Origin of the sequence: Haloglomus halophilum (assembly GCF_024298885.1) — an archaeon.
GTDB classification, from domain to species: domain Archaea; phylum Halobacteriota; class Halobacteria; order Halobacteriales; family Haloarculaceae; genus Haloglomus; species Haloglomus halophilum.
This window is the reverse complement of the sequence record NZ_CP101166.1, coordinates 3767721-3782225: the sequence shown is the minus strand read 5'-3', so window position 1 is coordinate 3782225 and position 14505 is coordinate 3767721. Positions and strand designations below refer to the sequence as shown.

At 68.7% G+C, this 14505-nt stretch carries 11 protein-coding genes; 6 read left to right on the top strand and 5 right to left on the bottom strand.

What is annotated here, in order from left to right; all coding sequences use genetic code 11:
* Nucleotides 1-34 precede the first annotated feature (34 nt).
* The 3 genes from NL114_RS18385 to NL114_RS18375 all read left to right on the top strand — a co-directional run bounded on the left by NL114_RS18385 (nt 35) and on the right by NL114_RS18375 (nt 3320).
* Complete coding sequence (locus NL114_RS18385; protein WP_254822369.1) at nt 35-1078, top strand: hypothetical protein; 1044 nt, start codon at nt 35-37, stop codon at nt 1076-1078.
* Nucleotides 1079-1137: 59 nt separating this feature from the next.
* A complete protein-coding gene (locus NL114_RS18380; RefSeq protein WP_254822368.1) occupies nt 1138-2346 on the top strand; it encodes an LEA/WHy family protein in 1209 nt (402 codons plus the stop codon).
* Nucleotides 2347-2519: 173 nt separating this feature from the next.
* On the top strand, nt 2520-3320 hold the full coding sequence (locus NL114_RS18375; RefSeq protein ID WP_254822367.1) for an N-acyl homoserine lactonase family protein: 801 nt from the start codon (nt 2520-2522) through the stop codon (nt 3318-3320).
* A 63-nt stretch (nt 3321-3383) separates the two neighbouring features.
* Here NL114_RS18375 and NL114_RS18370 read toward each other — a convergent pair whose 3' ends face one another.
* The 4 genes from NL114_RS18370 to NL114_RS18355 all read right to left on the bottom strand — a co-directional run bounded on the left by NL114_RS18370 (nt 3384) and on the right by NL114_RS18355 (nt 9626).
* Entirely contained in the window at nt 3384-3995 is a 612-nt protein-coding gene (locus NL114_RS18370; RefSeq protein WP_254822366.1) for a DUF7504 family protein, read from the bottom strand.
* Between the two features lie 139 nt (nt 3996-4134).
* Entirely contained in the window at nt 4135-6678 is a 2544-nt protein-coding gene (locus tag NL114_RS18365) for an efflux RND transporter permease subunit (protein WP_254822365.1), read from the bottom strand.
* Complete coding sequence (locus tag NL114_RS18360) at nt 6675-8681, bottom strand: COG1361 S-layer family protein (RefSeq protein WP_254822364.1); 2007 nt, start codon at nt 8679-8681, stop codon at nt 6675-6677. The genes NL114_RS18365 and NL114_RS18360 overlap by 4 nt, the downstream gene beginning before the upstream one ends.
* A 210-nt stretch (nt 8682-8891) precedes the next feature.
* On the bottom strand, nt 8892-9626 hold the full coding sequence (locus NL114_RS18355) for a DICT sensory domain-containing protein (RefSeq protein ID WP_254822363.1): 735 nt from the start codon (nt 9624-9626) through the stop codon (nt 8892-8894).
* A 202-nt stretch (nt 9627-9828) separates the two neighbouring features.
* Here NL114_RS18355 and NL114_RS18350 point away from each other — a divergent pair, with 202 nt between their 5' ends.
* The 3 genes from NL114_RS18350 to NL114_RS18340 all read left to right on the top strand — a co-directional run bounded on the left by NL114_RS18350 (nt 9829) and on the right by NL114_RS18340 (nt 13153).
* Nucleotides 9829-11718, top strand: a complete 1890-nt coding sequence (locus NL114_RS18350; protein WP_254824746.1) for a 2-oxoacid:acceptor oxidoreductase subunit alpha — start codon at nt 9829-9831, stop codon at nt 11716-11718.
* A gap of 1 nt (nt 11719) precedes the next feature.
* Nucleotides 11720-12670, top strand: coding sequence for a thiamine pyrophosphate-dependent enzyme (locus tag NL114_RS18345; RefSeq protein ID WP_254822362.1), 951 nt, complete (start codon nt 11720-11722; stop codon nt 12668-12670).
* Nucleotides 12671-12808: 138 nt separating this feature from the next.
* Entirely contained in the window at nt 12809-13153 is a 345-nt protein-coding gene (locus NL114_RS18340) for a DUF7113 family protein (protein WP_254822361.1), read from the top strand.
* Between the two features lie 49 nt (nt 13154-13202).
* Here the strand turns inward: NL114_RS18340 and NL114_RS18335 are convergent, their stop codons facing one another.
* A complete protein-coding gene (locus NL114_RS18335) occupies nt 13203-14465 on the bottom strand; it encodes a DNA double-strand break repair nuclease NurA (protein WP_254822360.1) in 1263 nt (420 codons plus the stop codon).
* Nucleotides 14466-14505 lie beyond the last annotated feature (40 nt).

Below are 14505 nucleotides of genomic sequence, written 5' to 3'. Positions count from 1 at the left end.
TGGCCTTTCGCTCGTCCCCGTGGCACGGACACCCATGACCGAGGCGACGGTGACCACCGGCCACGCCGACAGCGACGGAACGGACTGGCTCGCCGGGCGCCGACTGGACTGGCTGGTGACCGCCTGCGTCTGCTGGGGGACGGCCGGACTCGTCCTCGACGTTCGGTCCCACGTCGAGGGGTTCAGCTTCGCGGAGGAGGGCTTCCTCACGCCGGAACACGCGGTCATCTACTCCGGGTTCCTCGCCGTGGCCGGCCTCCTCGCGGTGGTCGTCCAGCGGGAACGCTGGCGCGGCGCGGACTGGCGGGAAGCGGTTCCGACGGGCTACGGCCTCGGACTCGTCGGGCTCGTCCTGTTCGCGCTCGCCGGGCCGGGCGACGCGCTCTGGCACGCGACGTTCGGCTCGGAGGCGAACGTGGAGGCGCTCGCCAGCCCGACCCACCTCGCGCTCGCGTCCGGAGGCGTCCTCTTCTGTACCTCCCCACTGCGGGCGACGCTCGCACGAGTGCACGACGGCGCGGAGCCACGAGGCTGGCTCGCCACCGGGCCGCTCGTGCTGACCAGCACGCTCGCCGCCGTCGTCGTGACGGTGTTCACGGTCTACGCCCATCCCGCCTTCCTGCTCGCGGGCGAGGGCGGCGTGAGCGCGGCCCACGGCCTCTCGGGCATCCTCTTCCACGCCGCACTCGTCGCGGCCGTCGTCCTGTTCCTCTCGACGCGGGTCACGCTCCCTGCTGGCGCCGTGACGCTGCTCGTCGTGGTTCCGGCAGGTGCCGTCGCGTGGCTCGGCGGGCACGTCTGGCTGATTCCGTGGTACCTGGCTGCCGGACTGGTCGCGGAGGTGGCCGCGACGCTCGCCCGGCGCCGTCTCGACCACCGCCGCTGGCCACCTCTCGTCGGCGCCGTGACGCCGGGCGCGTTCGTCGCGGTGCACTTCATCGCGCTGGCTGCCCGTGGGTCCCTCTCGTGGACGGTCCACCTCTGGGTCGGGGCCGTGTTCCTCGCCGCGGTGGTCGGGGGATTCCTCGGCCTGCTGAGCGCGCCCCGGCCGGGACCGCACGGAGGCGCCGCGGACTGAACGAAACGTCAGCGAGACGGGGGCAGAAGGTTGATACGCGGGCCACGACTCCGGCCGATATGATGGACGACCGTGCCATAGCACGGGTGAAGGCCGTCGTCGCCGCGCTGGGCGTGTTGACGGCCAGCGTCGGTGGGGCCTTCGCCCTGGGTCTGGTGGGTGCGCCGTCGGTCGTCGACGTGGAGAACCGGTTCGGCGACGTGAACGACGAGCGGACGATGATCCTGACCGACCTGGTGGTGAACAACCCCAACCCCATCGGGGTCCGACTGGGCGGCTCGACGGTCAACTACACCGTCTACATGAACGACGTCGAGATTGCCCACGGGTCGAAGGCGGGACTCGACGTGGACTCGGGCAACACCACGCTCCCGTTCCGCACCCGGATGCGCAACGACCGTATCCCGCCGTGGTGGGTCTCGCACATCCGCAACGACGAGGTGACCAACGTCACCATCGACGCGACGGTGCAGACCTCGGTGCTGGGCAACCGCTCGTTCGACCTGAACCAGCGCAAGCAGGTCGAGACGGATATCATCAGCGCGTTCGCCTCGGATGAGACGCGGCCGGTGAACGGCCCGGAGAACCCGCTCTACTCCAACCCGGTCCTCTACATCAACCGGACGGACGCCGAGTGGGGGCAGGTCGACCGCCAGGAGACGCCGATTCCGATGGAGTTCGTCGTCTACAACCCGCAGCTGAAGCCCTACACCATCACGGAGGTCGGCTACGACATCACGATGAACAACATCTCGATGGGCTCCGGGGCGACCGACGAGACCTACGTCATCCCGGGCGAGAGCACCGAGACCCTCCGCACGACCCCGACCATCGACAACGGCAACCTCGACGAGTGGTGGGTCTCGCACCTCCAGAACGACCAGGAGACGACGCTTCGCATCGACTTCTACGCGAAGGTCGAGCTCCCGACCGGGAACGAGATCCGCGTCCCGCTCGACCGGATGACGTACGTCCAGGAGTTCGAGACGGACATCTTCGGCACCAAGAACGAGTCGGGCGACACCACGGGTTCGACCCCGACGCCCACCCCGGCGTCGGGTGGTGGGGAGTCCGGTGCCGGTGCCGCCACCGCGACCCCCTCGCCGACCGAGGCGACCGGCGGACTGGTCGGTGACGAAACCTCGACGAGCGCCCCCGGTGCGACCCCTGCCGCGACACCGACGGAGCCACAGGGCCCTACCGCCACCTCGACCGACGACGGCGGCCTCATCGGGGCCGTGATGCGAGTGGTTCCCATCGGGGCATGACGGGATTCTAGCCGAATATTCGACATTGTTCGGTTGATTCTCTGATATGGTTCGAAATATCTGATTGCAGATTCTATCGGCGTGCTGACGACGATAACGACCTCTCTGCACACCTCCCCGCTCCACCGCCTCGCCGCCCACAAGGGTTTGACCGCGCCGCCCCTACGACGGGTATGGTCGAGATGGACCTCCACCTGCTGGACCGTGGGACGATCATGTCGGACCGGAACTTCGCCATCGACGGGACGACGGCGGCGACCTACTCGAACCGGAATCCCGATTCCGACTACGGCGAGTTCGCCGTCTGGAACCTGCTCGTCGACCACCCCGACGGGACCATCCTGTGGGACACCGGGTCGCACCCGGAGGCCGGCGACGGCTACTGGCCGGAGCCGCTGTTCGAGGCGTTCGCACACCCCGACGCGGGCGAGCGGGACCTCGAAACGGCCCTCGGTGACGTGGGCTACGCGCTCGACGACATCGACATCGTGGTCCAGAGCCACCTCCACCTCGACCACGCCGGCGGGCTCTACGAGTTCGCCGGCACCGACGTTCCCGTCTACGTCCACCAGCGCGAGGTGGAGTTCGCCTACCTCTCGGCGAAGACGCCGGCCGGCGCGAACGCCTACCTCGCGAGCGACTTCGACCACGACCTGAACTGGCAGGTCGTAGCGGGCGAGCGCCAACTCGTGCCGGGCTTCGAGCTGCTCCACCTCCCGGGCCACACGCCGGGTCTGCTCGGCGCACGACTCGATACGGACGCCTACGGCACCGTCCTCGTCGCCGGCGACGAGGCGTTCCTGCGCCCCAACTACGAGGACGAGGCGCCGATGGGGCAGTCACTCACGACGAGCAACGCCGACTGGCGGGAATCGCTCCGCCGGCTGAAGGACATCGAGCGCCGGACGGACGCGACCGTCCTGTACGGGCACGACCCCGAGCAGGCCGCGTCGCTCCGCGACGAGTGGCACTGAGAGAGATAGAGAGACCGTCCCGGTGTCCCATCCGGGGCCTCGTACCGCCGCGAACCGCTCCGGTCAGCTCCGCGCCGGCAACCACTCGGCGGGCAGCGTCTCGACCCCTCGGCCGCGGGCCTCGGTGCCGCCGAGACCGCTTCGGAGTTCGACCTGGCCGTCGAACAGCTGGGCGAACGTCCGGACCGTCCGCCCGTCGTGGGCGCCGTCGTCGACGAGGTACATCCCCAGGCCGTTCGCGCTCGCGATCTGCGTGCTCAGCACGGAGAAGAACCGGAAGGCCTCCCGCGTCTCGTTGTAGAGGAGGAGCGAGGTCAGCGAGTCCACCGCGACGACCGGGCGGTCCGCGTCGCCGAGGAACCTCGAGACGGGGATACCGATGCCCGTCAGGTCGGCCGGGGAGTTCACGGACACGGCGTCCTCCGATTCCGGGCCCGGCGTGCAGTCGACGACCGACACCGGGTCCGGGACGGGCATCCGACCGGGGCCGCGGGCGGCCGAGATGAGGAGGGTGTCGCGGCCGGCGTCGGCAGCCGCCTCGAGCGCGTCGAAGGCGACACCGCTCTTTCCGACCATCGGCTCGCCGACGACGGCGATGTTACTGCCCGAGGCCGTCGCCAGGCGGGCCGGGGCCGCGTGGGCGATGGGGTCCGTCGAGGTCGTGGGCTGGGACATGGGTACGGGGTGGCGTACCTGAATCGATGGCATCCTCCACTTAATGGATTCTGACAAGAGCATCAAAAGGTGCGGCAGCGGCGCTCAGGTAGCAGTTCTCGTCCAGGTGGCCGAAAGAGCCTCCGTAGGGCACCGCCGGTCAGTCCGCGTCGCCGGCCGCCGCCGATGACGGTGGCGTGTCGCCGCTTCGGGCGGTCGTGCCGCCGCCACCGAACAGTCGCGCCCAGACGACGAGTGCCGAGGGCAGGACGAGCAGCGAGGCGACGAAGGCGTAGATGACGCTCAGCCCCGTGAGGATGCCGAACTGGCCGATGGCGGGGAACACCGACAGGACCAGCACGCCGATGCCGAAGACGGTGGTCAGCATCGAGCCGGCGAGCGCCCCGCCGGTCCCCCGCACCGTGCGGTCGAGTGCCTCGTACAGGTCCCGCTGCCTGTACTCGTCCGCGAACCGGTGGGTGACGTGGACCGAGTAGTCGATGCCCAGCCCGATGGTGATGGCGAGGATGGTCGCCGTGAAGGCGTTGAACGAGATGCCGAACACGCGCATCGACCCGGCGACGAACGACACCGTGACCACGATGGGGACGAGGTTGGCGATGCCGAGCGAGGGTTTGCCCTCGAGCACCCAGTAGACCAACAGGAGGAAGACCGCGGTCCCCCCCAGCGCGATGATCAGCGAGGTGAGCGCGGAGTCGAGGATGAGGCCGGAGATGGCCTCGAACACGACGGTCGAGCCCGTGGCGGTCGCCCGGAACGAGGTGCGTGGCCGCTCCATATCGGCCGCGACGGACCGGGCATCCTCGGTGATCTCGCTCTGTGTGGCGTCGGCCTTGACGCTGTAGACCAGCCGGGTGGAGCGCCGGTCGCCCGTGATGTAGCGCAGCGCCTGCCCACGGACCGGCGAGTCCTCGGCCGTCAGCGCGGCGTACACCGCCGGCAGGTCGTCGTCGGGGACGCCGTTGCCGTTGCGGTCGTTGCGTTCGACCAGCTTCCGGAACTCCTCGTCCCGGGCGGCGTACTCGTCGATGACGGTGATGATGGAGGTCGCGTCGGCACGACCGCCCTGGCGGACGAACGCGTCGGGCGGGTCGTCGCCGGCACGGTACAGCACCTCCAGCGACTGGTCCTGGCGCATCGGCCCCTCGACGTACACCGTCACGGTGTCGGACTGGCTCGACTCGAAGTTCTCCTGGAGGAAGTTGGTCAGGGCCGTCACGGTGTACTCGGAGGGCTTGAACGGCTCCGGGAGCGCCATCAGGTAGTCCGGGTTCTCCTCCGGCGGCAGGAAGTCCTCGTTCGAGAAGGTCGTGTCGACGCCGGTCGCGTGGTAGGCCATCCCGCCCGTCGCGAGCAGGGCGACGACGAGGAAGACGGCGGGGGCCCGCTTCGCGATGAAGACACCCCCCGAGAGCGCCCTGCCCAGCCGTGAGCCCTCCGCGCCCAGGGGCGTCGTCGAGAACGTCGGGATAGGGTACTTCTGCCGGGAGCGGTCCAGCAGCACCTTCGCCGCGGGGAGGAACACCCCGAAGATGAGGAAGGTGAACACGATGCCGACGGCGGCGACGATGCCGAAGTCCCGGATCGGTGGCAGCGCCGACGTGAGGTTGGCCGAGAAGCCGATGACGGTCGTCCCGGTGACGATGAAGAAGGCGACCAGCAACTGGTCGGTCGTGATGCGCATCGCCGGGCCGATATCGGCGCCCGCCACCCGTTCCTCGCGATAGCGGTTCACCGCGTGGATGCCGAAGTCGATGCCGACCGCCAGCAACAGCGGTGGGATGGTGATGAGAATCTGGTTGAACGGGATGCCCGCAAGCCCCATGAACCCGAACGTCCAGATGAGCCCCATCGCCAGCGCCACCATCCCCAGCAGGAGATCCGCGAGGTCCCGGTAGGAGATGATGAGGAACAGGAGGATGAACAGCACCGCGGCGGGCACGACGATGATGAGCGAATCACCGATGACGTTGGCGAACTCGGCCGAGATGATGCCGGACCCGAAGACGATCATCTCGCCGCCGACGCTCCCGACGACGTAGTCCGTCCGGAGCTGGAGCGGCGTCAGGGGGCTGGAGCCACCCTGTCCCGCGGAGGCCGAGAGCCCGGCCGGGACCTCGTGGGTGACGACGCCGATGGTGGCGCCGGCCGACGCCGAGCCGCGGTTGAAGTCGTTCGAGAGGAGCCCCACGAACCGGGGGTTCCGGTCGGCAGCCGTCCGGACGGCCTGGTCTATCTCACGCGGCGTGGCCCGCTCGACCGCGCGGAGCTGCTGCTCGGTCGTTCGGGCCTGTGGGTCCAGCGTGGTCGCCACGATGGTCGCGGCCGAGGCCGTCGAGGTGACCCGGAGCTCATCGTGGTCCTCGACGCGGTTCTGAGCCTTCAGCATCCGCAACAGCCCCCTCTTCGAGAGCACGTTCTCGCCGCGCTGGATGAGCTGTGTGCTCCCGGTGTCGGTCGTGAACGCGCTCGTCTCGAACTCGTCTTGCACCTCCTCGAACGCCACCTGCGCGGGCACGTCCTGGGTGAACCCCTCGGTTCCGGCGTCCGTGGAGACGGCGCCGAGCCCGGCCCCGAACACCAGTGTCAGGACGAGGAACGCCCCGACAACCCGCCTGGGATGGTTGACGATCTGGTGGTCCGCCGCGTCGACGAACCGCTGGTAGTCGACGGGGCCGCTCATTCCCGTCGCCCGACGAGGCCCAGCCCGACCGCGGCCAGGCCGCCCAGCGAGAGCACGACACCGAGGCCGACACCGGCCCCGCCAACGCCGCCGGGGACGGCGAACGTGGACAGCAGCCCGCCGCCGCTCCGCTCGGTCACGTCGATGGCGACCTGGTAGCTGTCGGAGACCTTCGTGTCACCGTCCGGTTCGTCGTACTGGAAGTCCAGCGAGACGGGGTACGGCTTCGCGATGGCGTCACCGCTCGCGGAGATGCGGAAGGTCAGCGTCGCCGTCTCGCCGGCGCCCAGCCCTTCGACGAAGGCCTCGTCGTTGCTCGCGCTGATGGGGGCGTCGGCGAACAGCTTCGCACTCACCGCGGTCAGGGGTTCCTCGCCCTCGTTCGTGACCTGCATCTCGATGGTCTCCGACGACCCGGCCGCGACGGCCGCGTCCGTGTCGACGGAGAACGTATCACGCTGCTGGGCCACGGTGCCGCGGGCGTACAGCGGGTCCGAGGTCACGGTGTCGTCACCGGCCGTGTCGTAGCGCAGCCGGTAGGCGAACTGGCGCGGCCCCTCGCGGGCCTCCGAGGAGACCTCCACGTCGTAGCGGAAGTCGACGCTGGCGTTCTCGTCGAGGTCGCCCAGCGCGTACTCGCGCTCGGCGGTCACGACGTTGGCCGGTGGCTCCAGCACCAGGACGGCGTTCTCGATCTCCCTGGGCCCCTCGTTGACGAACGTGCCGGTCAGCTGGCCCTCCTCACCGACCCGGAGGCTCGTCTCGTGGCTGGCGAGGTCGAAGGACTGCTCCTCCGCCGGCGTGATGCCGAACGTCCCGACATCCACCTGTTCGGTCCGGTCGGCGGGGGAGGTGTACGAGATGGTCGCGTCGACGGCGTAGCTGCGTCGCTCGGCGGACGGGGCGAACTGCGTCTCCACCTCGGCTCGCTCGATCTCGCCCGCTGGCCACCTCCCGATGTGGACGCGGGCGGTCCGGGCCCCACCGAAGGTCAGCGCCGCGTTGTCCGATTCGAGTCGTACCGTCGCGTCCTCGAGTGTCCGGTTACCTTCGTTGGTGAACAGGAGGACGGTCGAGTCCGTATCACCGACGGAGGCCCCGGTGGCGGCCGATACGACGGTGAACCGCTGCTCCGGGTCCGGAGCGACACCTGTCGAGAGCGTCGACTGCCTGGCGTTCCCGTCGGCGTCCTCGTAGTCGACGGTCGTCCGGAGCGCGAGCGACCGGTTCGTCGCGCTCTCGGCCACGGTGGCACCGACCGAGACCGTCCGGCGCTCGCCCGGCGCCCATCTTCCCACGTACGACTCGGTCGTCCCCGACCCGCCGAACGTCAGCGCGGCGTTCGTGGACTGCAGGGAGAGCGACGCGTCAGAGGCCACCTCGTTCCCGACGTTCGCGACCGTGACGTTCACCGTCCCCGGGCCGCCGATGGGGGCGTTCGTCTCCGTGTCGACGACCTCGAAGCGGGCGGCCTCCTCGACGGTCACCTCGACGGTGAACTCCTTCGTCCGGTGCTCCTCCCCGTACCTGTTGACGGGTGCGCCGGGGATGATGTCGTAGTAGTCGTACTCGACCGCCACGTCGAACTCGTACGTGCCGGGCTCGGCGTCCTCGGGGACGCTGACCTGGACGGGGACCGAGCGAGCGCCTTCGGGCATCGACCCGACGGCCACCTCGTCGGTCTCGACCTCGATGGGGTTGTTCTTCGTCGCCGGGTCGACCCGGACGACGGTTCCGCGCGCCGTCGTGACGACCTGTTCCTTGCCGGCGAGGGCCTGGCTGGTCGCACCGATCTCTACATCCCCGCTGTTGACCAGGGTCAGGTCGAGCGTCGTCGTGCCACCGGGCTGTACGGTGTCGTCCGAAAGTGTGACCGAGATATCCGGTTTGCCACGGACGAACGCCGACGCGGGTGCGGCGAACGCGGCGACCATCGAGAAGACCAGTACCAGGGCGAGCAGGACGCGTAGCGCACGCGTCACGCGGGAGGAGTCGGAACTCATTGCTCTGCAGGACACACGGAGGGTATTTAACAGCCAGTAAACAACTGAATAGTTAGTAAGTATTCTACTGCCGTACGGTCGGGTCGTTGTCGGGCGACGCGAACGGGGGATACAGCAACCGATACGAGGTTGAAAGAGCTGGACAGGGCGTGCGGGACCGGGATCGCCCGCGTCGGTCGGGGGACGGGTGCTCTCGGCCCAGAGGGGTCGCTACTGCTCGATGAGGCCGTAGGCGCCCTCGAGATACTCGATGAGCCAGTCCACGGTGTCGGGATCGTACGTCCAGAAGCCGTAGAAGGCCCGTGACTCGCGTTCCTCGGCGAGCAGGGCACACTTGTTCACGTCGACCCCGTTGCCATCGTAGACGACGAACCAGGACTTCGCGATCTCGTCGGAGCGCTCGACGTGGATAGTCAGATCGGTGTCGTGTTCCGGGACCTCGGTGTCCGGGCAGGCGTAGGCGTGGACATCGAGGTCCTCACGCGAGGCCAGCCGAGTGTACACCTCCATCTGGTCTGAGAGGATAGAGAGCTGCTGGAAGCCGGCGTGGAGCGACCCCTCACCGAGCCGCCAGGCGCGGTCCTCGATCTCCCGGGAGGCCGCCACCATCTGCCGAGTGTCGTAGGAGGTGAACATCGTCTCGTCGAGATGGTCGAGGATGGGATGGCGGACCTCGCTGTCCAGTTCCGCCCCCTCACCACGTGGCGCCGAGAGCACGTCGTCGACGCTGGTGGCGGTCACGAACTCGTCTTCCCCCTCGGCCCGCTCGCTGGAGAGCACGACGAACGAGCCGGGACGCCCGCTCTCGGACCGGTCCCCGACGACCGTGAGGTTGCGGTCGCGGAACTGCTCCCGGACGGCCTCGACGGTCTCCTCGTCGGTGTTGAAGACCGTGAGGCGTTTCTCGTGGTCCTCCACACCGGATATCAGTTCGGTGAGGGACATTACTCGTCAAACGGGGGGACGACAGTTTCGGTTTTAAAACTTCTCCCAAATCACCTAGAATCCACGGTCGGTCGGCGTGCAAATCGGTCCCTCATCGCCGTTCCGTCACGGGAAAGTCACGAACTTTCGTGTGCTACCACGGCGCAAACGCTTTTCACCTCTCCCGGCAAATCTCGCACCAAGGCGCCTCCGGGCGCATGGTATCATGACAGGAGAAATCGTCTGGCGTATCGCGGGTGGTTCCGGTGACGGGATCGACTCGACCAGCCAGAACTTCGCGAAAGCACTGATGCGGTCCGGCCTCCACGTGTTCACGCATCGCCACTACCCCTCGCGGATCCGTGGTGGCCACACGTACGTTGAGGTTCGGGCCGACGACCAGCCGGTACGGGCCCGTGGTGACGGCTTCAACTTCCTGCTGGCGCTAGGTGACTCGTTCGCCCGCAACCCGAAGGAACACGCCTACTACGGGAACGAGCAGGCCAAGCCGCTCGCCGAGAACCTCGACGAACTCCGGGATGGCGGGGTCGTCGTCTACGACGAGGGCCTGCTGGACGCAAGCGTCATCGAGGACTTCGAGGCGCGTGCCGAGGAGCACAACTGGCACGTCTACCCGATGGACCTCCGTGGGATGGCCCGCGACCAGGGCCGCGAGGTGATGCGCAACACGGCCGGTGTGGGCGTGACCTGTGCGCTGCTTTCCTACCCGCTCGAACCCATCGAGAAGCTGATGGAGGACCGGATGAGCGGCGACGTGCTCGAGGCGAACCTCGAGATACTCGAGTACGCCGCCGAGCAGGCCAACGAACTGGAGCACACCCACGACCTCCGGATGCCCCAGGGCGAGCACGACGCCGAGCAGGCGCTCGTCTCCGGCTCCAACGGCATCGCCTACGGCGCCATCGACGAGGGCTGTCGGTTCGTCGCCGGCTACCCGATGACGCCGTGGACGGAGGTGTTCACCCTGCTCAGCCAGCACCTGCCCGACATGGGCGGTATCGCCGAGCAGGTCGAGGACGAGATCGCCGCGGCCGCGCTGGCGCTCGGGGCCTCACACGCCGGTGTCAAGTCACTCTCGGGCTCCTCCGGTGGTGGGTTCGCGCTCATGTCCGAGCCGCTGGGACTCGCGGAGATGACCGAGACGCCGCTCGTCCTGGTGGAGGCGACCCGCGCGGGCCCCTCGACCGGGATGCCGACGAAGACCGAGCAGGGCGACCTCGAACACGTCCTCTACACGAGCCAGGGTGACTCCTGTCGCGTCGTCTTCGCGCCGGGCAACCAGCGCGAAGCCTACGAGCAGACCCGGCTCGCGTTCGAACTCGCCTACGACTTCCACCTGCCCGCCATCGTCGTCTACGACCAGAAGCTGTCCGGCGAGCTGCGCAACGTCGACGCCGAGTTCTTCGACCGGGAGCCGTCGCCGGACCTCGGGAAGACGCTCACCGAGGAGGAACTCGCGGAGGCGGCCCACTACGCCACGGGCACGTTCGAGCGGTTCCAGCACGACCCGCCGGAGGGTGATGGGGTCGCGCCGCGCTCCATCCCGGGGCAGGCCGACGGCCGCTACCTCGCCTCCGGCAACGAGCACCACCCCACCGGCCACATCTCGGAGGACCCCGACAACCGGGTCGCCCAGATGGACCGGCGGATGCGGAAACTGGCGGCCATCCGCGAGCGCCTCGACGAGCGCGAGAGCAACCAGGTGCGCCACGGGGCGACCGACGCCACCGTCGGCGTGATGACCTACGGCTCCAACCAGGGCACCGTCCACGAGGCCGTCGACCGGCTCGTCGACGACGGGCACGACGTGGCCTCGCTCTCGGTCTCGGACCTGATGCCGTTCCCTGACGGAGACATCCGGGAGTTCCTGGACAGCGTGGAGACCTGCCTCGTCGTCGAGATGAACGCGACGGGGCAGTTCCGCGGCCTCGTCCAGCGCGAACTCGGCGCCTACGGCGACATCCTGCACAGCCTCCTCAAGTACAACGGCGAGCCCTTCGAGCCCCACGAGATCGTGGAGGCCGTCGAGGGCCTCGGCAGCGGTGACCCCGCGACCGCGTCCACGCGCTACGTCCCCGCGGGGAGCGACTGAGATGAGCTTCACACCACTCCACCAGCACGACGACGAGACCGAGCGGGAACCGACCGACCGGGAGGCGTTCACGCCTGGTATCGAACCGCAGGCCACCTGGTGCCCCGGCTGTGGCGACTTCGGCGTCCTGAAGGCGCTGAAAGGGGCCATGGGTGACCTGGGCTACACGCCCGAGGAGGTACTGCTCGTCACGGGCATCGGCTGCTCGGGCAAGCTCTCCTCGTACTTCGAGAGCTACGGCTTCCACTCCATCCACGGCCGCTCGCTGCCGGTCGCGCGGGCCGCGAAACTCGCCAACCCCGGCCTCGAAGTGGTCGCCGCGGGTGGTGACGGCGACGGCTACGGCATCGGCGGGAACCACTTCATCCACACCGCCCGCGAGAACCACGATATGACGTACATCGTGTTCAACAACGAGATCTTCGGGCTGACGAAGGGTCAGACCTCGCCCACCTCGCCGAAGGGCCACAAGTCGAAGACCCAGCCCCACGGCTCCGCGAAGGCGCCCATCCGCCCGCTCTCGCTCTCGCTCGTCGGGGGCGCGTCGTACGTCGCGCGCACCGCGGCCGTGAACCCGAACCAGGCCCAGGAGATACTCAAGGAGGCCATCCAGCACGACGGGTTCGCGCACGTCGACTTCCTCACCCAGTGTCCCACCTGGAACAAGGACGCCAAGCAGTACGTCCCGTACATCGACGTCCAGCAGTCCGACGACTACGAGTTCGACCACCGGGACCGCCGCGAGGCCTCCGAGATGATGCACGACGTCGAGGACGCCCTCCACGAGGGCGAGGTGCTGACGGGCCGGTTCTACCACGACCCCGACCGGCCGTCCTATCAGCAGGAGAAACGCGAACACGGCGACGTGCCCGAGGACCCGCTCGCGGAGCGCTACCACGACGACGACTACGAGTGGGAGCGCAGTTACGACCTCATGGACGCGCACAAGTGAGATCTGCATAATCTGATAATCGTCGACTTTTCTGTCATGTGGTGGAACTCTGACAGTCACGGGCGCATCTATCGACAGTATCCACGCTGATTCACCGCCAGCGCGGACGTTATACGCCACGCCGGCCTACCCGAAGGTATGTTACTCATCCGCGGGAGCGCCGGGGGGACGGCGCTGACCGGCACCCTGTACGAACCGGGAGAGGAGGCGCCGTCGTTCAAGGGTGCGCCGGACGACGGGTCCCCGTACGTCTGGGTCTGCGACGCGTTCTACGAGGTGGAGTCGGGCGGCCAGGTCCAGCAGGTCGGGGACCGCGAACTCCGTGTCGCGTTCGAGACGCCGATGCCGCGCGGGTTCGAGGACCGCGAGGCGGCCATCGAGGCCGCGAAGGAGCACGTCCGCACCCAGTTCGCGCGGCTGGGCGTCGTCGGGGACAGCGTCGAGGTGGCGGTCATCGAGAGCGCCGAGCCGCCTGAGAACTGACCGGTCGCCGGACCGGGCCTGCCCCGCCGTCGGCCCACCGACGGGCCACCTACCCCTCCAGCCCCCACTTCGCGGCCCGCTCGTCCCCGTAGTTCGTGTCCAGTTCCGAGTCGAAGGCCCGCTCCAGCGCCTCCCGCAGGGCCACCGTCTCGCGCCGCGAGATGCGTGCCAGCTGGTCGGCCTTGCGCACCGCGAGCGGCGGCCCGCGCTCGGTGGCGACGGACTTCAGGACGTGTCGGGTCAGGCGCTCGCGCAACTCCTCGTCCCGGGTGAACACGGCGGGCGACTCCACCCGGTAGACGGTGTCCGTGCGCGGGTCGTACAGCATGCAGAACGTCACCTCGTAGTCGGCCGGGTCGCGCTCGCGCTGGATGTCGTACGGGACCGAGGGTGCCGAGAGTGCGCCGTCGGTCCCCCCGCGGGAGGTGAACCAGTTCGTGAACGTCAGGCAGGAGGTGTCGCGGTCGGTCTCGTCGGTGCCGTACGTGTCGGGTGCGAGCACCTGCGAGAAGAACGCGGCGTCGTTCACCCACGGTGCCGAGCCCTCCTTCTCGCGGATGGTCCGGGTGACCTGCCGGGAGACGGGCGTCTTCACGAAGCCGATGAGCGGTACGCCCCGCTCGGCGAAGTGCTCGACCATCCGGACGTACTGGCCGATGATCTCCTGGGGTTGCTCCTCGGCGGCGAGCAGTTCCTGTAGTTCGGGGTCGCGGTCGGCCCACGTCAGCAGCCCCTTCGGGTAGACGGGCCCGTCGAGGACGAGCAGGTCGTCCACCACCTCGCGGTTGCGGTAGGCGTGCGTTATCTCGGCGAGGTAGAGCGCGAGTTCGTGAACGACGGGCGTCACCGTGCGGTCCACGCGTGGCACGTGCAGCACGCGCCCGCGGACGTATCCCTCGTCGTCCATCCGCCAGTCCTCCTCGAAGGTCGTGGTCGCGTCGTTGGTGTGGACGGCGGTCACCATCGTCCGGCCACGGTGGAGGTCCACGTCGGAGGGGACCGCGCTCATCGCGGCCTGGGCCACGTCGACGACGAGGCCGTTCTTGAAGGTGGTCGGGTTGATGGTTCCCGAGTCGAGGCCGTGTCGGGTCGGGAACGGGTCCTCGGCGAGCGCGATGTCCTCGGCGTGGACGCGCCGGCGTCGGTGCTCGCCGAGCGACTCCAGCACGACCGCACCGTCGCTCCGGAGCGGGTCGAGGAACTCGTTCCAGACGGTCTCGGCGAAGTCGCGGTGGTCCCGTTCGGCGTCCTCGCGGGACACCCGGCCCGCGAGTCGCGTGATGGCCTTGAAATGGACCGGGTCCAGGGTCATGGCGGCGGTTGGGGCGCCGGCGCACAAGAACCCCCCGAGA